Origin of the sequence: Roseateles chitinivorans (assembly GCF_002761755.1) — a bacterium.
Taxonomy (GTDB): domain Bacteria; phylum Pseudomonadota; class Gammaproteobacteria; order Burkholderiales; family Burkholderiaceae_C; genus Roseateles; species Roseateles chitinivorans.
In genome coordinates this window covers 42,574-61,150 of record NZ_PEOG01000014.1, presented here as the reverse complement: position 1 = coordinate 61,150, position 18,577 = coordinate 42,574, and the positions used below count along the sequence as shown (strand labels likewise).

17 protein-coding genes are annotated in these 18,577 nt (G+C 67.6%); 11 read left to right on the top strand and 6 right to left on the bottom strand.

Annotated elements, in window-relative coordinates:
• Window positions 1-39 precede the first annotated feature (39 nt).
• Both pyrE and CS062_RS06805 read left to right on the top strand, forming a co-directional pair.
• Entirely contained in the window at window positions 40-717 is a 678-nt protein-coding gene (gene pyrE / locus CS062_RS06810) for an orotate phosphoribosyltransferase (protein ID WP_099860685.1), read from the top strand.
• Window positions 717-1,439, top strand: coding sequence for a hypothetical protein (locus CS062_RS06805; protein ID WP_099860684.1), 723 nt, complete (start codon window positions 717-719; stop codon window positions 1,437-1,439). Before pyrE ends, CS062_RS06805 begins: the two co-directional genes overlap by 1 nt.
• 68 nt (window positions 1,440-1,507) lie before the next feature.
• Here the strand turns inward: CS062_RS06805 and gatB are convergent, their stop codons facing one another.
• The 3 genes from gatB to gatC are packed head-to-tail and all read right to left on the bottom strand — an operon-like array spanning window position 1,508 to window position 4,765.
• Window positions 1,508-2,962, bottom strand: coding sequence for an Asp-tRNA(Asn)/Glu-tRNA(Gln) amidotransferase subunit GatB (gene gatB, locus CS062_RS06800; protein ID WP_099860683.1), 1,455 nt, complete (start codon window positions 2,960-2,962; stop codon window positions 1,508-1,510).
• Window positions 2,963-2,978: 16 nt separating this feature from the next.
• Window positions 2,979-4,469 carry an Asp-tRNA(Asn)/Glu-tRNA(Gln) amidotransferase subunit GatA gene (gene gatA, locus CS062_RS06795; RefSeq protein WP_099860682.1) on the bottom strand — a complete coding sequence of 497 codons (1,491 nt, stop codon included), beginning with the start codon at window positions 4,467-4,469 and terminating at the stop codon, window positions 2,979-2,981.
• Complete coding sequence (gene gatC, locus CS062_RS06790) at window positions 4,466-4,765, bottom strand: Asp-tRNA(Asn)/Glu-tRNA(Gln) amidotransferase subunit GatC (protein ID WP_091730250.1); 300 nt, start codon at window positions 4,763-4,765, stop codon at window positions 4,466-4,468. Before gatC ends, gatA begins: the two co-directional genes overlap by 4 nt.
• A gap of 361 nt (window positions 4,766-5,126) precedes the next feature.
• Between gatC and CS062_RS06785 the strand changes: the two genes are divergently transcribed.
• The 5 genes from CS062_RS06785 to rodA are packed head-to-tail and all read left to right on the top strand — an operon-like array spanning window position 5,127 to window position 11,021.
• Window positions 5,127-6,170 (top strand): rod shape-determining protein, encoded by a 1,044-nt coding sequence (locus CS062_RS06785; protein WP_091731851.1) that lies wholly within the window; start codon window positions 5,127-5,129, stop codon window positions 6,168-6,170.
• Window positions 6,171-6,222: 52 nt separating this feature from the next.
• On the top strand, window positions 6,223-7,188 hold the full coding sequence (gene mreC, locus CS062_RS06780) for a rod shape-determining protein MreC (RefSeq protein WP_099860681.1): 966 nt from the start codon (window positions 6,223-6,225) through the stop codon (window positions 7,186-7,188).
• Window positions 7,185-7,706 carry a rod shape-determining protein MreD gene (mreD, locus tag CS062_RS06775; RefSeq protein ID WP_099860680.1) on the top strand — a complete coding sequence of 174 codons (522 nt, stop codon included), beginning with the start codon at window positions 7,185-7,187 and terminating at the stop codon, window positions 7,704-7,706. Before mreC ends, mreD begins: the two co-directional genes overlap by 4 nt.
• Window positions 7,707-7,728: 22 nt before the next feature.
• Complete coding sequence (mrdA, locus tag CS062_RS06770; RefSeq protein ID WP_099860679.1) at window positions 7,729-9,870, top strand: penicillin-binding protein 2; 2,142 nt, start codon at window positions 7,729-7,731, stop codon at window positions 9,868-9,870.
• A complete protein-coding gene (gene rodA, locus CS062_RS06765; protein ID WP_099860678.1) occupies window positions 9,867-11,021 on the top strand; it encodes a rod shape-determining protein RodA in 1,155 nt (384 codons plus the stop codon). Before mrdA ends, rodA begins: the two co-directional genes overlap by 4 nt.
• On the opposite strand, the gene CS062_RS06760 is transcribed toward rodA, so the two are convergent.
• The 3 genes from CS062_RS06760 to CS062_RS06750 all read right to left on the bottom strand — a co-directional run bounded on the left by CS062_RS06760 (window position 11,022) and on the right by CS062_RS06750 (window position 13,988).
• Window positions 11,022-11,594: a Uma2 family endonuclease gene (locus CS062_RS06760; protein ID WP_158238689.1), complete on the bottom strand. Its 573-nt coding sequence runs from the start codon at window positions 11,592-11,594 to the stop codon at window positions 11,022-11,024.
• Between the two features lie 163 nt (window positions 11,595-11,757).
• The gene (locus tag CS062_RS06755; protein ID WP_099860676.1) at window positions 11,758-13,263 is read right to left on the bottom strand and encodes a sensor histidine kinase; all 1,506 of its coding nucleotides are present in this window, start codon (window positions 13,261-13,263) and stop codon (window positions 11,758-11,760) included.
• Window positions 13,264-13,316: 53 nt separating this feature from the next.
• Window positions 13,317-13,988, bottom strand: a complete 672-nt coding sequence (locus tag CS062_RS06750) for a response regulator (RefSeq protein ID WP_099860675.1) — start codon at window positions 13,986-13,988, stop codon at window positions 13,317-13,319.
• 312 nt (window positions 13,989-14,300) lie between these two features.
• Here CS062_RS06750 and recA point away from each other — a divergent pair, with 312 nt between their 5' ends.
• From recA to sucD, 4 genes are all read left to right on the top strand, one after another.
• Window positions 14,301-15,344, top strand: coding sequence for a recombinase RecA (gene recA, locus CS062_RS06745; protein WP_091730281.1), 1,044 nt, complete (start codon window positions 14,301-14,303; stop codon window positions 15,342-15,344).
• 18 nt (window positions 15,345-15,362) lie between these two features.
• Complete coding sequence (locus CS062_RS06740; RefSeq protein ID WP_099860674.1) at window positions 15,363-15,971, top strand: regulatory protein RecX; 609 nt, start codon at window positions 15,363-15,365, stop codon at window positions 15,969-15,971.
• A 402-nt stretch (window positions 15,972-16,373) separates the two neighbouring features.
• On the top strand, window positions 16,374-17,534 hold the full coding sequence (gene sucC, locus CS062_RS06735; RefSeq protein WP_099860673.1) for an ADP-forming succinate--CoA ligase subunit beta: 1,161 nt from the start codon (window positions 16,374-16,376) through the stop codon (window positions 17,532-17,534).
• 27 nt (window positions 17,535-17,561) lie between these two features.
• Entirely contained in the window at window positions 17,562-18,455 is an 894-nt protein-coding gene (gene sucD / locus CS062_RS06730; protein ID WP_099860672.1) for a succinate--CoA ligase subunit alpha, read from the top strand.
• Window positions 18,456-18,577: the final 122 nt, after the last annotated feature.

Genomic DNA, 18,577 nt, shown 5'->3' with positions numbered 1-18,577 from the left:
GCCCCACTTTCACTGTCACGTCTCGACGTCGCGCCCGCCATGACCACCGCCGCACCCCAGGACACCCTGGCCCAGGAATTCGTCGCCTTCGCCGTGGAGACCGGCGTGCTGCGCTTCGGTGAGTTCAAGACCAAGGCGGGTCGTCTCAGCCCCTACTTCTTCAACGCCGGCCTGTTCGACGACGGCCTCAAGATCGGTCGCCTGGCCCAGTTCTATGCGCAGCGGCTGCTGGCCTCGGGCCTGGAGTTCGACATGATCTTCGGCCCCGCCTACAAGGGCATCACGCTGGCCGCGGCCGTCGCGATCGAGCTGGCGCGGCTGGGTCACAACAAGCCCTTCGCCTACAACCGTAAGGAAGCCAAGGACCACGGCGAGGGCGGCACGCTGGTCGGCGCCAAGGTGCAGGGCCGGGTGCTGATCATCGACGACGTGATCTCGGCCGGCACCTCGGTGCGCGAGTCCATCTCGATGATCCAAGCGGCCGGTGCCACGCCCTGCGGCGTGACGATCGCGCTGGACCGCCAGGAGAAGGCCGCCGAGAACGGGCAGGACCTGCCGTGGTCGGCGGTACAGTACGTGCGCGACCAGCTGAAGCTGCCGGTGGTCGCGATTGCAGGGCTGTCGGACCTGCTCCAGTATCTGCAGACGACCAGCAGTACCGCCGTCTCCGCGCATGCGGCGGCGGTCCATGCCTACCGCGATCGCTACGGAGTCTGATGCGTCCTTCGATCTCACGCCGCCTGCTGTCCCGACCGGCCGCGCCCGCGGCCCTCGCCAGCGTCCTGATGCTGGGCTGCGGACTGGCGAGTCCGGTCGTGGCGCAGACCAAGGCGCCGGCGCCGACCATCTACACCTGCACGACGCCCGACGGCCGCCGGCTGACCTCCGACCGGCCGATTCCCGAGTGCCAGACGCGCGAGCAGCGCGTGCTGAATTCCGACGGCTCGGTGCGCCGGATGCTGCCGCCCGCGATGTCACCCGAGGAGCAGGCGTCCGCGGAGCAACGCCGACGCGCCGAGGAAGTCCAGCGTGCCGCCCAGCAGGACGCGATCCGGCGTGACCGCAACCTGCTGCAGCGCTACGCCGATCAGGCCGCGCACCAGAAGGCCCGCGAGGCCGCGCTCGACGACATCCGCGAGGCGATGCGGCAGTCCGAGAAACGCCTGCAGGCGCTCGCCGTCGAGCGCAAGCCGCTGCTCGACGAGGCCGAGTTCTACAAGGGCAAGCGGGTGCCGTTCAAGCTGCAGCATCAGCTCGAGGCCAACGACGCCGCGGCGGCGGCACAGCGTGAATCGATCGAAAACCAGAAAGCCGAGATCGGCCGCGTGAACAGGTTCTATGACGAGGAGCTGGCTCGCCTGAAACGGCTGTGGGCCGGCGCCGCGCCGGGCTCGCTGGAAAAAGCGGCGCCGCAGGCGCCGTCCGCCAGCGGTCGCTGACAGCGGCGACTCCAAAAAAGAGAACGCCGGTGGATCGCTCCACCGGCGTTGTGCTTTCAGGGCCCTGATCAGGCGCCGAGCTTCTTCTTCAGCAGCTCGTTGACGGCCGAAGGATTGGCTTTGCCCTTGGTCGCCTTCATCGCCTGGCCGACCAGCGCGTTGAAGGCCTTCTCCTTGCCGGCGCGGAATTCCTCGACCGACTTCGCGTTGGCCGCCAGCACCTCGTCCAGGATGCGTTCGAGCTCGCCGGTGTCGCTCATCTGCTTGAGGCCCTTGGCCTCGATGAGCGCATCGACATCCCGGCCTTCGCCGGTCCACAGCGCCTCGAAGACCTGCTTCGCCGCGTTGTTGGAGATGGTGCCGTCCTGGATGCGCTTGATCAGCGCGGCCAGCAGCGCCGGCGTCACCGGGGCGTCGTCGATGGCGCGCTCCTCGGTGTTGAGACGCCGCGAGATCTCGCCCATCACCCAGTTGGCCACCAGCTTGGGCGCGCCGCAGGCGTCCCGCGCCGCCTCGTAGAAGCGAGCCGTCGCCAGGCTCTGCGTCATCATCGTCGCGTCGTAGGCCGGCAGGCCGTCGACCTCCTGGAAGCGCGCGGCCATCACCGACGGCAGCTCCGGCATCTCGCCGCGCACCCGCTCGACCCAGTCGGCGCCGATCATCAGCGGCGGCAGGTCCGGATCGGGGAAGTAGCGATAGTCGGCCGCATCCTCCTTGGTGCGCATCGAGCGGGTCTCGCCGGTGTCGGGGTTGTAGAGCACCGTCGCCTGCTGGATCTCCAGGCCATCCTCGATCTGGTCGATCTGCCAGTTGACCTCGTAGTTCACCGCGTCCACGAGGTAGCGGAAGCTGTTGAGGTTCTTGATCTCGCGGCGGGTGCCGAAGGGCTGGCCGGGCTTGCGCACCGACACGTTCACGTCGCAACGGAACGAGCCCTCCTGCATGTTGCCGTCGCAGATGCCCAGCCACATCACCAGCGCGTGCAGCGTCTTCGCGTACTCGACGGCCTCGGCGCCGGAGCGCATCTCGGGCTCGGACACGATCTCCAGCAGCGGCGTGCCGGCACGGTTCAGGTCGATGCCCGACTGGCCGTGGTAATCCTCATGCAGGCTCTTGCCGGCGTCCTCCTCGAGGTGGGCGCGCGTCAGCTTGACGACCTTCTTCTCGTTGCCGACGAAGAACTCGATCTGGCCGCCCTGGACCACCGGGATCTCGTACTGGCTGATCTGGTAGCCCTTGGGCAGGTCGGGATAGAAGTAGTTCTTGCGGGCGAAGATCGACAGCGGCGCGACCTTGGCGCCCACGGCCAGGCCGAAGCGGATCGCGCGCTCGACGGCGCCGCGGTTGAGCACCGGCAGCGTGCCCGGCAGTGCCAGGTCCACCGCGCTGGCCTGCGTGTTGGGGGCCGCGCCGAAGGCGGTCGACGATCCGCTGAAGATCTTCGAGACGGTCGAGAGTTGGACGTGGTTCTCCAGGCCGATCACGACCTCGTAGCCCCGCACCAGTTGGCTGTTCTTGCTCATCACAGACTCGTTGTCGTTACACGCCGGCCGGGGTCTGGCGATGCCAGTCGGTGGCCTGCTGCAGCGCGTGCGCGGCGTGCAGCAGCGTGCCTTCCTTGAAGTAGTTGCCCAGCAGCTGCAGGCCCACCGGCATGCCGCCCTCGCCCAGCCCCACCGGCACGCTCATGCCGGGCAGGCCGGCCAGCGAGCCCGGCAGGGTGAAGATGTCGGCGAGGTAGGCCTTGACCGGATCGTCCGCGCCCTCGCCCTGCTTCCAGGCGACCGTCGGCGCGACCGGGCCGGCGATCAGGTCGCAGTGCTGGAAGGCCTGCTGGAAGTCGTCGGCGATCATGCGGCGCAGCTTCTGCGCCTGCAGGTAGTAGGCGTCGTAGTAGCCATGAGAGAGCACGTAGCTGCCGATCATGATCCGGCGCTTGACCTCGGCGCCGAAGCCTTCGGCGCGGGTCTTCTCGTACATGTCGATCAGGTTGCCGTAGGTCTTGGCGCGGTGCCCGAACTTCACGCCGTCGAAGCGCGACAGGTTCGAGCTCGCCTCGGCCGGGGCAATGATGTAGTAGACCGGGATCGCCAGCTCGGTGCGGGGCAGCGACACGTCCACCAGCGTCGCGCCGAGCTTTTCCAGCTCGGCCAGGCCGGCGCGCACGGCGCTGTTCACGTCGGCGGACAGCGCGGCCGGGAAGAACTCCTTCGGCAGGCCGATGCGCAGTCCCTTGAGCGGCTGCGCGGCGGTCGCGCCGTCGCGCGGGGCCAGCATCTGGGCGCTGAAGTCCTGCGGCGGCTGCTGGACGCTGGTGGCGTCGCGCTCGTCGAAGCCGCTCATCGTGGACAGCAGCAGCGCGCAGTCCTCGGCCGACCGGGCGAACACGCCGGCCTGGTCCAGGCTCGACGCGAACGCGATCATTCCGTAGCGCGAGCACACGCCATAGGTCGGCTTGATGCCGGTGATGCCGGAGAAGCTGGCGGGCTGACGGATCGAGCCGCCGGTGTCGGTGCCGGTCGTGGCCGGCACCAGGCCAGCCGCCACCGCGACCGCCGAGCCGCCCGAGGAGCCGCCCGGCACGCGCGTGCGGTCCCAGGGATTGAGCGCCTTGAAGTAGGCGCTGTTCTCGTTGGCCGAGCCCATCGCGAACTCGTCGCAGTTGAGCTTGCCCAGCGACACGGTGCCCGCGGCGTTGAGCCGCTCGACCACGGTGGCGTCGAACGGGCTCAGGTAGCCCGCCAGCATCTTCGAGCCGGCGGTGGTCGGCATGTCGCGGGTGACGAAGATGTCCTTGTGCGCCAGCGGCACGCCGATCAGCGCGCCGGCCTCGCCGGCGGCCAGCCGCGCGTCGGCGTCCCTGGCGCGGGTCAGCGCGTAGTCCGGATCCACATGGAGGAAGGCGCCGAGATCCTTCGCCGCGGCAACACGCGCAAGCAGATGTTGCGTCAGTTCGGTGCTGGAGACCGTCTTGGCGCGCAAGGCGCGGCCGAGCTCGGCGACGCCGAGTTGATGCAGGGGGGCGGTCATTCGATGACTTTCGGGACCAGGAACAGGCCGTCCTCGACGGCGGGAGCGCTGCGCTGGTTCAGCGCGCGCTGGTCGGTTTCGGTGACGCGATCCTCGCGCAGCCGCAGGGCCACTTCCTGGACCGCCGACAGCGGCGTGTAGAGGGGATCGACGCCGCTGGTGTCGACCGCGCTCATCTGCTCGACGATCGAGAAGAAGCCGTTGAGCTGGGGCAGCAGCGCGGCCTGTTCGTCGCCGGAAAGTTCGAGCCGGGCCAGTTTGGCGATCCGGCTGACGTCGTCGTGGGTGAGTGCCATGGGAATGTGCTCGAGGGCCGGTCCGGACCAGCGGTCCGCCGGGCGTGCGAAACATTCGCCGAACGCTGACGGAAGCCTTGCAGACGGGCCAAACCAAGGGGTGATCAGTTATTATCCCCGCTTATCTCCATGGCGCCGGGGCTGCTTCTGCAGCCTCGTTGCTTATGGCAAGGAATCTCGCTCGCGCGGACGCCGCCGGTCCGCGCGGTTACCCGACCCGAACCGCCCCGAATCGCAGCCGCCCGGACAGAACGCAGACGAACGCCGCCTGATGCCGTCGAATGCCGCCGATTGCGTGTAGTTCGACATGGACTGGCGGCTCCAGGTGCCGAAGCGTCCCGTCCTGGCCTTGCCCACACACATGCTCGCCTCCCTGCGCCGCTACTTCTCCACCGACCTCGCCATCGACCTGGGCACCGCCAACACGCTGATCTACGTCCGCGGAAAAGGCGTCGTGCTGGACGAACCGTCCGTCGTCGCCATCCGCCACGAAGGCGGTCCCAACGGCAAGAAGACGATCCAGGCCGTGGGCCACGAAGCCAAGGCCATGCTGGGCAAGGTGCCTGGCAACATCGAGGCGATCCGCCCGATGAAGGACGGCGTGATCGCCGACTTCGTGGTCACCGAGCAGATGATCAAGCAGTTCATCAAGATGGTGCACGACACCAAGCTGCTGCGTCCCTCGCCCCGGATCATCATCTGCGTGCCCTGCGGCTCGACCCAGGTCGAAAAACGCGCCATCCGCGACGCCGCCCTGGGCGCCGGTGCCTCGGAGGTCTACCTGATCGAGGAACCGATGGCCGCGGCGATCGGCGCGGGCCTGCCGGTGTCGGAAGCGTCGGGCTCGATGGTCATCGACATCGGCGGCGGCACGACGGAAGTGGGCGTGATCTCGCTGGGCGGCATGGTCTACAAGGGCTCGGTCCGCGTCGGCGGCGACAAGTTCGACGAGGCCATCATCAACTACATCCGCCGCAACTACGGCATGTTGATCGGCGAGCCGACCGCGGAAGCGATCAAGAAGAACATCGGCTCCGCCTTCCCCGGCTCCGAGGTCAAGGAGATGGAGGTCAAGGGCCGCAACCTGAGCGAAGGCGTGCCGCGCAGCTTCACCATCTCGTCCAACGAGATCCTGGAAGCGCTGACCGATCCGCTCAACCAGATCGTCTCGGCGGTGAAGAACGCGCTGGAGCAGACGCCGCCGGAGCTGGGCGCCGACATCGCCGAGCGCGGCATGATGCTGACCGGCGGCGGCGCGCTGCTGCGCGACCTGGACCGCCTGCTGGCCGAGGAAACCGGCCTGCCGGTGCTGGTCGCCGAAGACCCGCTGACCTGCGTGGTGCGTGGCTGCGGCATGGCCCTCGAGCGCATGGAGCGCCTCGGGTCGATCTTCACCAACGAGTGATGGGTGCGGCCTTCGGGCCGCTTTGCATTGAATCTCCCCTGCTGAGATCTTCATGCCTCTCGGCACCTTGGATCGCAACCCACCGCCGCTGTTTCGCGAAGGCCCGTCCGCGCTGACGAAGCTGGCCTTTTGCGCCGCGCTGGCCGTGTTCCTCATGGTGGCGGATTCGCGCTTCCAGTTGACCGCTCCCGCCCGCGCGGGCCTGGCGCTGGCGCTGCATCCGCTGCAGCGCGCGCTGCTGGCGCCCGTCGACGCCTGGGAGCAGGCCGGCGACTACGCCCGCGGCATGGAGAAGGCCACCGAGGCCGAGAACCAGGCACGCCAGCAACTCGCCTCGCAGGCCGTGATCCTGAGTCGCGCCGCGCAGCTCCAGGCCGAGAACACGCGGCTGCGCGCGCTGCTCGACCTGCGCGATGCCCTGCCGGTGAAGGGGCTCGCCGCCGAGGTCCTCTACGAGGCGCCCGATCCCTTCTCGCGCCGCATCGTCATCGATCGCGGCAGCCACCGCGGCGTGCGACTGGGCGCGCCGGTGGTCAACGACGCCGGCGTGCTCGGCCAGGTGACGCGGGTCTATCCGCTCTCGGCCGAGGTCACGCTGCTGACCGACCGTGAGGCCACCATTCCGGTCCTCAACACCCGCACCCAGCAGCGCGGCGTCGCCTACGGCGGCGAACGCGGCGTGATGGAGCTGCGCTTCATCGCCGCCAACGCCGACATCAAGGCCGGCGACGCGCTCGCGACCTCCGGCCTGGACGGCCTCTACCCGCCGGGGCTGCCGGTGGCGAAGGTTGCCGAGGTGGAGCGCCGCGGCGACACCAGCTTCGCCCGCGTCGGCCTGGCGCCGGTCGCGCAGCCGGACAGCGCCCGGCATGTGCTGGTGCTGGAGCCGCTGCAGGGCCAGGAGGACGCCCGCATCGAAGCCGCGCAGGAAGCGGCCAGCGCCGCGAGCGCCGCGGCGGCCGATGCCGGCGCCAAGCCGCGTCGCGCCGCGTCCGCCCCCAAGGGAGCCCACCGATGATCATGCCGCGCGGCGCGAGCCAGCTGCTGCTGCCCGCCAATCCCCTGTTCATCGCGTTCAGCCTGGTCGTCGGCCTGCTGGTCGACATGGTGCCCGTCGGCCGCCAGCCCTGGATGCCGGACGTGCTGGCGATCGTGCTGGTGTTCTGGAATGTCCATCAGCCACGGCGCGTCGGCGTGGGCTGGGCCTTCGTCTTCGGCCTGATGATCGACGTCCACCATGGCGCGCTCCTTGGCCAGCATGCGCTGGCCTACAGCCTGCTGGCCTTCGGCGCGGTCGCGCTGCATCGCCGGCTGCTCTGGTTCTCGCTCGGCGCGCAGGCGCTGCACGTGCTGCCGCTGTTCGTGCTGGCGACCGCGATCGCGGTGATCGTGCGGCTGATCGTCGGCGGCATGTGGCCCGGCTGGAGCCTGGTGCTGGCGCCGGTGCTGCAGGCGGCGCTGTGGCCGATCGCCGCGGCGCTGCTGCTCGCGCCGCAGCGTCGCGCGCCGGATCCCGACGCGCACCGCCCGCTCTGAGCGCGCCGAGGACGGGCCCGCGATGACGGTCATCAAGAATCTCCAGGCGGAGCTGAGCCGGTTCCGGTTGCGGCTGGTCGCCGCGGCCGCGTTCGTGCTGTTCTGCTTCGCGCTGCTCGTCGCCCGGCTCGTCTACCTGCAGATCACGCAGCACGACTCGCTGCTCGAGCGCGCCGAGACCAACCGCGTCACCGTGCTGCCGATCGTGCCCAACCGCGGCCTGATCGTCGACCGCAATGGCGTCGTGCTGGCCAGCAACTACTCGGCCTACACGCTGGAGATCACCCCCTCCAAGGTGCCGGACCTGGAGCGCACGATCGATGCGCTCACCGCCGTCATCGACATCCAGCCGCGCGACCGCCGCCGCTTCAAGCGCTTGATGGAGGAGAGCAAGAACTTCGAGTCGCTGCCCATCCGCACCAAGCTGACCGATACCGAGGTCGCGCGCTTCGCGGCGCAGCGCTTCCGCTTCCCCGGCGTGGACATCAAGGCGCGGCTGTTCCGCAACTACCCGCTGGGCGATGTCGGGGCGCACCTGCTGGGCTACATCGGCCGCATCAACCAGGTCGAGAAGAAGGCGATGGAGGACTGGTCCGAAGAGGACATCGCCAACTACCGCGGCACCGAATACATCGGCAAGCTGGGCCTGGAGCAGGCCTACGAGCGCGAGCTGCACGGCCAGACCGGCTTCGAGGAGATGGAGACCAGTGCCGGTGGCCGGGCCGTCCGCCGGCTGCGCAACCGCCCGCCGACGCCGGGCAACACGCTGCACCTGTCGATCGACATCAAGCTGCAGGCGCTGGTCGAGCGCCTCTATGGCGATCGCCGCGGCGCGCTGGTGGCGATGGACCCACGCAACGGCGAGGTGCTGGCCTTCGTGTCCAAGCCGACCTTCGATCCCAACCTGTTCGTCGACGGCATCGACGCCGACAGCTGGAAGGAACTCAACGAGGACATCGACAAGCCGCTGCTGAACCGGGCGCTGCGCGGCACCTATCCGCCGGGTTCGACCTTCAAGCCCTACATGGCGATGGCGGCGCTCAACACCGGCAAGCGCGCGGCCAATGTGGTGGTCCAGGACAACCTGACCTACAGCTTCGGCGGACGGACCTTCGGCAGCGCGACCGGCGACCGCGCCGGCCCGAAGGACATGCGGCTGGCGATCGTGACCTCGTCGAACGTCTACTTCTACTCGTTGGCCAACGAGATGGGCGTTGACATGATCCACGACCAGCTGGAGCCCTTCGGCTTCGGTCGCAAGACCGAGATCGACCTGCTGGGCGAGGTCACCGGCATCCTGCCCAGCACCGAGTGGAAGCGCCGCGCCTACAAGCGGCCCGAGCAGCAGAAGTGGTACGCGGGCGAGACGATCTCGCTGGGCATCGGCCAGGGCTACAACAACTTCACGATGCTGCAGCTGGCCACCGCGATGTCGACGCTGGCCAGCGGCGGCGAACGCTATCGGCCACGGCTGGTGCGGGAGATCGAGGACGTGGTCAAGCATGTGCAGCGCCGCACCGCGAGCGACGCACTGTCGCCGCTGGCGCTGCGCAAGGCCGACGTCGACGTGATCCGCAACGCGATGCACGACGTGACGATGGAAGGCACCTCGCGGATGGTGTTCGCCGGCGCGCAGTACCAGAGCGCCGGCAAGACCGGCACCGCGCAGGCGGTCGGCCTGCGGGCCGGCCAGACCTACAGCAGCATCAAGGCGGACGAACGCAAGCGCGACCATTCGCTGTACATCTCCTTCGCGCCCTACCAGGCACCGACGATCGCACTGGCGCTGATCGTGGAGAACGCGGGCTTCGGCTCCGAGTCGGCGGCGCCGATCGCGCGGCGCGTCTTCGACTACGTGTTGACCGGCACGTATCCGAGCGAAGAGGACATTGCCAAGGTGCGGGTCGGCCAGGTCGGCGCGCCGATCGGCACGCCGCGCCGCGTCGAGGACATCCCGTTGCCGGGCGCCGCGGCCAGCGTGCCGGACGCATCGGCGTCCTCAGCGTCCGCAGCGGCGGCATCGGTTGAGGCGTCCAGCCCCGCGAGCCGGGTGCCCAGACCCGCTGTCCCGGCGTCGGCGGTGCCGGCCGCGATACCAGGCTCCGCCGCCGAGCGCCGCCTCGCGCCGGTCGCGCCGCGACCCAACCCGGGAGCTTCACGATGAGCGCCGTCTTCAGCAAACCCAGCCTGCTGCAGCGCGTGAAGCCGCTGTTCCAGGGCTTCGACCTCCCGCTGCTGCTCGCCATGGGCTGGCTGATGGGACTGGGCCTGATGTGCATGTACTCGGCCGGCTATGACCATGGCACGCGCTTCGTCGATCACGCGCGGAACATGGTGCTGGCGATGGGCGTGCTGTTCGTGACCGCCCAGGTGCCGCCGCAGCGCCTGATGCAGCTCGCGCTGCCGCTCTATGCGGTCGGCGTCACGCTGCTGGTGGCGGTGGCGCTGTTCGGCATCAGCAAGAAGGGCGCGACGCGCTGGCTGAATGTGGGCGTCGTGATCCAGCCCTCGGAGATGCTGAAGATCGCGGTGCCGCTGATGCTGGCCTGGTGGTTCCAGAAGCGCGAGGGCCAGTTGCGTCTGCCCGATTTCGTCGCCGCCTTCGTGCTGCTCGTAGTGCCGGTCGGCCTGATCGCCAAGCAGCCGGACCTCGGCACCTCGCTGCTGGTGCTGGGCGCTGGCCTGTACGTGATCTTCTTCGCCGGGTTGTCGTGGAAGTTGATCATTCCGGCGCTGGTGCTGGCCGGGGCGGGCATCACCGCGCTGGTCTTCAGCGAGGACCAGATCTGCCAGCCCGATGTGAAGTGGGTGGTGCTGAAGGACTACCAGAAGGACCGCGTCTGCACGCTGCTCGATCCGACCAAGGATCCGCTGGGCAAGGGCTTCCACATCATCCAGGGCGAGATCGCGATCGGCTCGGGCGGCGTGACCGGCAAGGGCTTCATGAAGGGCACGCAGACGCACCTGGAGTTCATCCCGGAGCGGACCACCGACTTCATCTTCGCCGCCTATGGCGAGGAGTTCGGCCTGATCGGAGCGCTGGCGTTGCTGCTCGGCTTCACCGCCTTGATCCTGCGCGGACTGGTCATCGCGCACGAAGCGCCGACGCTGTTCTCGCGGCTGCTCGCCGGGGCGATCACCCTGAGCTTCTTCACCTACGTGTTCGTGAACATGGGGATGGTGACCGGCATCCTGCCGGTGGTCGGCGTGCCGCTGCCATTCATCTCGTATGGCGGCACGGCGATGGTGACGCTGGGGTTGTCGCTGGGGATGCTGATGTCGATCGCCAAGAGCCGTGGCGGCACGCAGCGGTAATCAGGCTGCACGCTCGAGATCCGCAAAGATGAGGTCGCTGGCGATATCGAGCCCGATCGAGGCTAATCGGACGATGGCCGGGGCGGAGTAACGGAAGATTTCCCAGGCACCGTCTTCGCAGCGGCGGTGCACGACGGTCGCAAGTTTCTCGACGTCGACCAACATGTATTCCCTCAACGCGCTCATTCGGCGATAGCGGGCGAACTTTCCCTTCCGATCGAAGGCGGCGGTACTCGGCGACAAGACCTCGACGACGAGCGGCACGTTCGATTTGCCGCGGGGCCTGTTGCGATCGGCGGTGCCGCAAGACACGAACACGTCGGGTACCAGGCAATTCGATTCGTCGATGTGCACATCCAACGCCATGTAGGCCGTGCAGGGTTTCCCCCTCAGGTGGGCCCGGAACTCAGCCCAGAGATTTCCCGCGACCGTCTGATGCCGGTCGATGCTGGTCGTCATCTGGATGACGTGGCCGTCGATCAATTCGTACCGCTTGTCGTCGTTCGGACTCCAGAGCAGAAACTCGTCGCTCGTCATTCGCATCGCTGTCGCCGTGGGAAGTTGGTAAGCCATCGAATCCACCTGCTTCATTTGAGAAGGAAGGCGTGATTCTTCGAAAGCGCTCAGTGCTTGTCGCTAGCCTGAACTGACGGATGACCCTGCGTGGACTCCCGGTCCAAGGCACCGGCTGATCGATGTGTGGAGGCGTTCGATATGCCTGGTTCAAGGTCCCGATTCAATGCGCCCCGTTGGCGAGCGGATGCGCCGCGAAGCGCACCGTGAACCGAGCGCCAGGACCGACGCCCTCCGCCTCTGCCTGACGTCGTGCTCGCGTGTCGTCGACCGCGATCTCGGCGTCGTGCTGCTGGACGATCTCGCGCACGATCGCCAAGCCCAGCCCCGAGCCGTCGACGTTGGTGCCCAGCGCCCGGTAGAACGGCTGGAAGACCTGGTCGCGCTCCGCCTCCGCGATGCCTGGCCCCGAGTCCTCCACCTGCAGCACGCACACCTGTCCGAAGGGGTCCTCCACCACGCGCACCGTCACCGTCCCGCCACTGGGCGTGTACAGCAGCGCGTTGTCCACCAGATTGCGGATCAGTTCGCGGATCAGCAGCGGATGGCCGTGGATGCGCAGCCCCGCCTGGCTCGCCTCCGGCCCTTCGTAACCCAGGTCCAGCCGCTTCTCCATCGCCCGCGGCACGAAGTCCCGCACCGTCTCGATCGCCAGCACCGCGAGGTTAACCTCGCTGCGACGCGCGGCATGCTCCTGGTCCTCGGCGCGGGCCATCGCCAGCAACTGGTTCACCATGTGCGCCGCACGCTGACTGGATACCGCGATCTGCTTGAGCGAGCGGCGCAGCTCCGCTGGCGAGCTGCGACCCTCGTCGATCTCGCGCTGCGCGAGTTCCGCCTGCGTCCGCAGCCCCGCCAACGGCGTCTTGAGCTGATGCGCGGCGTCGGCCAGGAAGTGCTTCTGCGCGCGGATCGATTGATCGAGCCGCTCGAGCAGGTCGTTGATCGCCTGCACCAGCGGGGCGACCTCGTCGGGGATGCGCTGCTCGTCGATGGGGCTGAGATCGGAACTGTCGCGCGAGCGGATGCGGCGCTGCAGGTCGTTGAGGGGGGCGATACCGCGCGCCAGCGCCAGCCACACCAGCAGCACCGCCAGCGGCAGGATGACGAACTGCGGCAGGATCACGCCCTTGATGATCTCGTTGGTCAGCCGCGAGCGCTTGCCCAGCGTCTCCGCGACCTGGACCAGCATCATCTTGTCGCCGCCCGCCATCCCCTCCGGCACCACCCACAGGTAGGACACCCGCACCGCCTCGTTGTTGACCTCGTCGAAGCGTCGATTCACCTCCCACGGCACGATCGGCGGCTCGACCTCCGGCACCGGCAACTGGGCGTCGCCGCTCAGCAGTTCGCCGCGCAGGCCCAGCACCTGGTAGTAGATCGTGTCGGACTCATCCGCCCGCAGCAGCGCCGCGGCCTCCGGCGCGAGTGCGTAGCGCGACCGCCCGCGTCGCGCGGACGCGTCGCCGGGACCGGGCTCGGTGACGACCTGCAGGCCGAGGGTGCGCGCCATCTCGTCGAGCTCGCGGTCGTAGGGCTTGTTGGCGATGCCTTGCGCCACCAGCCAGGTCAACGCGACGCTGATCGGCCAGATGACCAGCAGCGGGGCAAGCATCCAGTCGAGGATCTCGCCGAACAAGGAGCGATGGCCGGACGATTCACCCGCCATGCCGCGCGTCCTTGGTCAAGCGTGCGCCCGGGCCCTTCGGGACGTGCCGTTCCTCAGCCGGGAATCTTCTCAAGGCAATAGCCCAGCCCGCGCACCGTCGCGATGCGGATCGGCCCCTGCTCGATCTTCTTGCGCAGCCGATGGATGTAGACCTCGATCGCGTTGTTGCTGACCTCTTCGCCCCACTCGCACAGGCGCTCGACCAACTGGTCCTTGCTGACGAGACGTCCGGCGCGCTGCAGCAGCACCTCGAGCAGCGACAACTCTCGCGCCGACAGTTCCACCATCTGGTCGTTGATGTAGGCGACGCGGCCGGTGGCGTCGAAGGTCAGCGGGCCATGGCGGATCACGCTGGAGGCGGTGCCCAGGCCGCGGCGCGTGAGCGCGCGCACACGGGCCTCGAGTTCCTGCAGCGAGAAGGGTTTGGCCATGTAGTCATCGGCACCGAGGTCCAGCCCCTTGACGCGCTCCTCGATGCTATCCGCCGCCGTCAGGATCAGCACCGGCACAGCCGATCCGCGCGCGCGCAGCCGACGCAGGACTTCCAGCCCATGCAGCTTCGGCAGTCCGAGGTCCAGGATCAGCAGGTCGAACTCGTGCGAGGCGAGCGCGGCGTCCGCCTCGCTGCCGCTGCCGACCTGGTCGACGGCGCAGCCCGAGGCCCGCAACGAACGCAGCAGGCCATCGGCCAGGACCTGGTCGTCTTCGGCGATCAAGATGCGCATGTGTCGTCCCCTCTGGTTATGGAGACATTCTAGGGAGCGGTCCGCTGCGCTTCCCTAGGCGTTTCCGAGCCGTCGTTGGGCGGTGCGGCCGGGAGTTGGTCAGGGCGGCGACAGCTTGACGGAGGCGCGTCACCTCTTTGGCGGAAAAAGGAGGGAGTCGCGCGGCCTGGCTCATCCTGTGAGCCACCTGCGGCCTAACATGCCTGCATCGACGCCGCCGAAGCCTCAAAGCCGGTCGGTGCGGTTCGACAAAGTACTGTACAGATATACAGATTGCGCCATAATCCGCCGCAGCCAACAGGAGAAGATTGCATGGACGCCCCCGTGAAGAACGCCAACACCGAAAAAGCCAAGGCCCTCCAGGCCGCCCTCGCCCAGATCGAAAAGCAGTTCGGCAAGGGCTCGATCATGCGGCTGGCCGAAGGCGAGAAGATCGAGGACATCCAGGTCGTCTCCACCGGCTCGCTGGGCCTGGACATCGCGCTGGGCGTCGGTGGCCTGCCTCGCGGCCGCGTGATCGAGATCTACGGTCCGGAATCGTCCGGCAAGACCACGCTGACGCTGCAGGTCATCGCCCAGATGCAGAAGCTGGATGGCGTGTGCGCCTTCATCGATGCCGAGCACGCGCTGGATGTCCAGTACGCGCAGAAGCTGGGCGTCAACCTGCAGGAACTGCTGATCAGCCAGCCCGACACCGGCGAACAGGCGCTGGAGATCGTGGACTCGCTGGTGCGTTCCGGTTCGGTGGACCTGATCATCGTGGACTCGGTCGCCGCGCTGACGCCCAAGGCGGAACTTGAAGGCGAAATGGGCGACGCGCTGCCCGGCCTGCAGGCCCGTCTGATGAGCCAGGCGCTGCGCAAGCTCACCGCCACCATCAAGAAGACCAACTGCACGGTCATCTTCATCAACCAGATCCGGATGAAGATCGGCGTGATGTTCGGTTCGCCCGAGACGACCACCGGCGGCAATGCGCTGAAGTTCTACGCCTCGGTCCGCCTGGACATCCGTCGCATCGGCTCGATCAAGAAGGGCGAGGAAGTCATCGGCTCCGAGACCAAGGTCAAGGTCGTGAAGAACAAGGTGGCGCCCCCGTTCAAGACGGCGGAGTTCGACATCCTCTATGGCGAGGGCATCAGCCGCGAGGGCGAGATCATCGACATGGGCGTGACCGCGAAGATCGTCGACAAGTCCGGCGCCTGGTACGCCTACAGCGGCGAGAAGATCGGCCAGGGCAAGGACAACGCGCGCGAGTTCCTGCGCGAGAACCCTGACCTGGCGGTCGAGATCGAGAACAAGATCCGCGAATCCCTGGGCATCCCGCTGCTGGGCGCCGCGCCTGGCGACGCCGAGTAAGCGCAGCGGGGCGACGGCATGACTCCGTCCGGGAGCCGGCGAGGGTCGGCCTCGCAGCCCCTGTCGCTCCGGGCCAGAGCCGTGGCGCTGCTCGCGCGACGCGAGCACAGCGCGATGGAACTGCGGCGCAAGCTGCTGCGCATTGCCCGTGATCGACGAGACGCGCTGATCGAGTCCTCGGCCAGCGGGGTCGGTCCCGACCTCGATCCCAGGGCAAGTGGCGCAGGGCTTGCCGAGGCGCCGGCCTCTGAGGACCCCGAAGCGCAAGCGGCTGGCCTGGCCGAGGAGGTGGACGCTGTCCTCGACTGGCTCAAGGCGCACGGCTATCTGGACGAGTCGCGATTCGTCGAGTCGCGCATCCATGCTCGCTCCCAGCGCTTCGGCCAACGGCGCATCGAGCAGGAACTGTCCCAGCATGGCCTGGCGCTCGATGCGGAGCAGCGTTCGGCGCTGGCTGCGGGAGAACTTGAGCGTGCCTGTGAGGTGTTACGGCGCAAGTTTGGCGACGGGGCGCCGGTGGACGCTGCCGCGGAAGCCAAGCAGCTGCGCTTCCTGATGGGTCGGGGCTTTGGATCTGAACTCGCCCGCAAGGCGGTGCGCCGAGCGGCCGCCGATAGCGACACTTGAAGCGGTGACAGACGCGCCGAAACCGCCTGAAACTTCGTGCGTCATGAGCACCTTGCGGGCCGCTGACAAGCCCACGCCAGTGCGCGTCACAACCGCGCCAAGGGCTTGATGCAACGCAGCATGCTACATTTTCGGCTTCGCAAATCTGCCCGCCGGCGTTCGTCCGCGGGCGTGTTTTTGCGTGTTTGCATCGGTTTATGTCTTTCACCGCCTCCCCCGAGCGCCATCCGCCGCAACGTCGCCGAACTGTCGACGTGAGGGTCTATGGCCGCGACGACGGGATCCTTGTCGCGGAGGCTCGGCTGAATCCGGCGCTGCAAACCCCATCTCAACGCCGGCATCGCGGAGCGTCCGCGGCATCGGCGGCCTCTTCCTGATTCATCCATCAAGCGAGACCTCCCTATGAAGATTCACGAGTACCAGGGCAAGGAAATCCTGCGCCAGTTCGGCGTGCCGGTGCCGCGCGGCATTCCCGCGTTCACGGTGCAAGAAGCGGTCGAAGCCGCGCAGAAGCTGGGCGGCCCGGTCTGGGTGGTCAAGGCGCAGATCCACGCCGGCGGTCGCGGCAAGGGTGGCGGCGTCAAGCTGGGCAAGAGCCTGGACGACGTGAAGGCGCTGTCCGAGCAGATCCTGGGCATGCAGCTGGTCACGCACCAGACCGGCCCGGCCGGCCAGAAGGTCCGCCGCCTGTACATCGAGGAAGGCGCGGACATCAAGAATGAGCTGTACGTCTCGCTGGTGACCGACCGCGGTACGCAGAAGGTGGCCTTCATCGCTTCGAGCGAAGGTGGCATGGATATCGAGGAAGTCGCCCACTCGACCCCCGAGAAGATCATCACCGAGTACATCGACCCGCTGACCGGCATCACCGCCGAGCAGTCGAAGAAGATCGCCACCGCCATCGGCCTGACCGGCGCTTCGGTGGACCAGGCGGTCGACCTGTTCGCCAAGCTGTACAAGTGCTACATGGACACCGACGCGTCGCTGGTGGAGATCAACCCGCTGAACTGCGACTCCAAGGGCAACCTGATCGCGCTGGACGCCAAGTTCAACTTCGACGCCAACGCGCTGTTCCGTCACCCGGAAATCGTCGCCTACCGCGACCTGGACGAAGAAGATCCGGCTGAGATCGAAGCCTCCAAGTTCGACCTGGCCTACATCTCGCTCGACGGCAACATCGGCTGCCTGGTCAATGGCGCCGGCCTGGCCATGGCCACGATGGACACCATCAAGCTGTTCGGCGGCGAGCCGGCCAACTTCCTGGACGTCGGCGGCGGCGCCACGGCCGAGAAGGTCACCGAGGCCTTCAAGATCATGCTGAAGAACCCCGAGGTGAAGGGCATCCTCGTCAACATCTTCGGCGGCATCATGAAGTGCGACACCATCGCTGAAGGCGTGATCACCGCCTGCAAGGCCGTCAATCTGAACGTGCCGCTGGTCGTCCGCATGAAGGGCACCAACGAGGAGCTGGGCAAGAAGATGCTGGCCGAGTCCGGCCTGCCCATCATCGCCGCCGACACCATGGCCGAAGCCGCGACCAAGATCGTCGCCGCCGTCAAGTAAGCCGCAGACCCAGCCAAGGAATACGACATGAGCATCTACATCAACAAGGACACCAAGGTCATCACCCAGGGCATCACGGGCAAGACCGGTCAGTTCCACACCCTGGGCTGCCAGGCCTACGCCAACGGCAAGAACGCGTTCGTCGCCGGCGTGAACCCGAAGAAGGCGGGCGAGAAGTTCTCGGACATCCCCATCTACGGCACGGTCAAGGAAGCCGCTGCGCAGACTGGCGCGACCGTTTCGGTGATCTACGTGCCGCCCGCGGGCGCAGCTGCCGCGATCTGGGAAGCCGTCGAGGCCGACCTCGACCTGGCGATCTGCATCACCGAAGGCATCCCCGTCCGCGACATGCTGGAAGTGCGCAACAAGATGAAGGCCAAGGAAGCCGCCGGCGGCAAGAAGACGCTGCTGCTGGGCCCCAACTGCCCCGGCCTCATCACGCCCGACGAAATCAAGATCGGCATCATGCCCGGCCACATTCACCGCAAGGGTCGCATCGGCGTGGTCTCGCGCTCCGGCACGCTGACCTATGAAGCGGTCGCGCAGCTGACCGAGATCGGCCTGGGTCAGTCCTCGGCTGTCGGCATCGGTGGCGACCCGATCAATGGCCTGAAGCACATCGACGTGATGAAGGCCTTCAACGACGATCCGGACACCGACGCCGTGATCATGATCGGCGAGATCGGCGGCCCGGACGAGGCTGAAGCCGCCCGTTGGTGCAAGGCCAACATGAAGAAGCCGGTCGTCGGCTTCATCGCCGGCGTCACCGCCCCTCCCGGAAAGCGCATGGGCCACGCCGGCGCGCTGATCTCGGGCGGCGCCGACACGGCCGATGCCAAGCTCGCCATCATGGAAGAGTGCGGCTTCACCGTGACCCGCAATCCGTCCGAAATGGGCAAGCTGCTGAAGGGCCTGCTGTAAGCAGCAGGAAAAACCTGAGCAAGAAGATCGTCGGTGCGTAATTTCACGCACTGCGATCACGGGGGGAGGGCGAGGACAATCCACGCGCACCCCCTGAACCAAGGAAGGGGCCCACTGGGCCC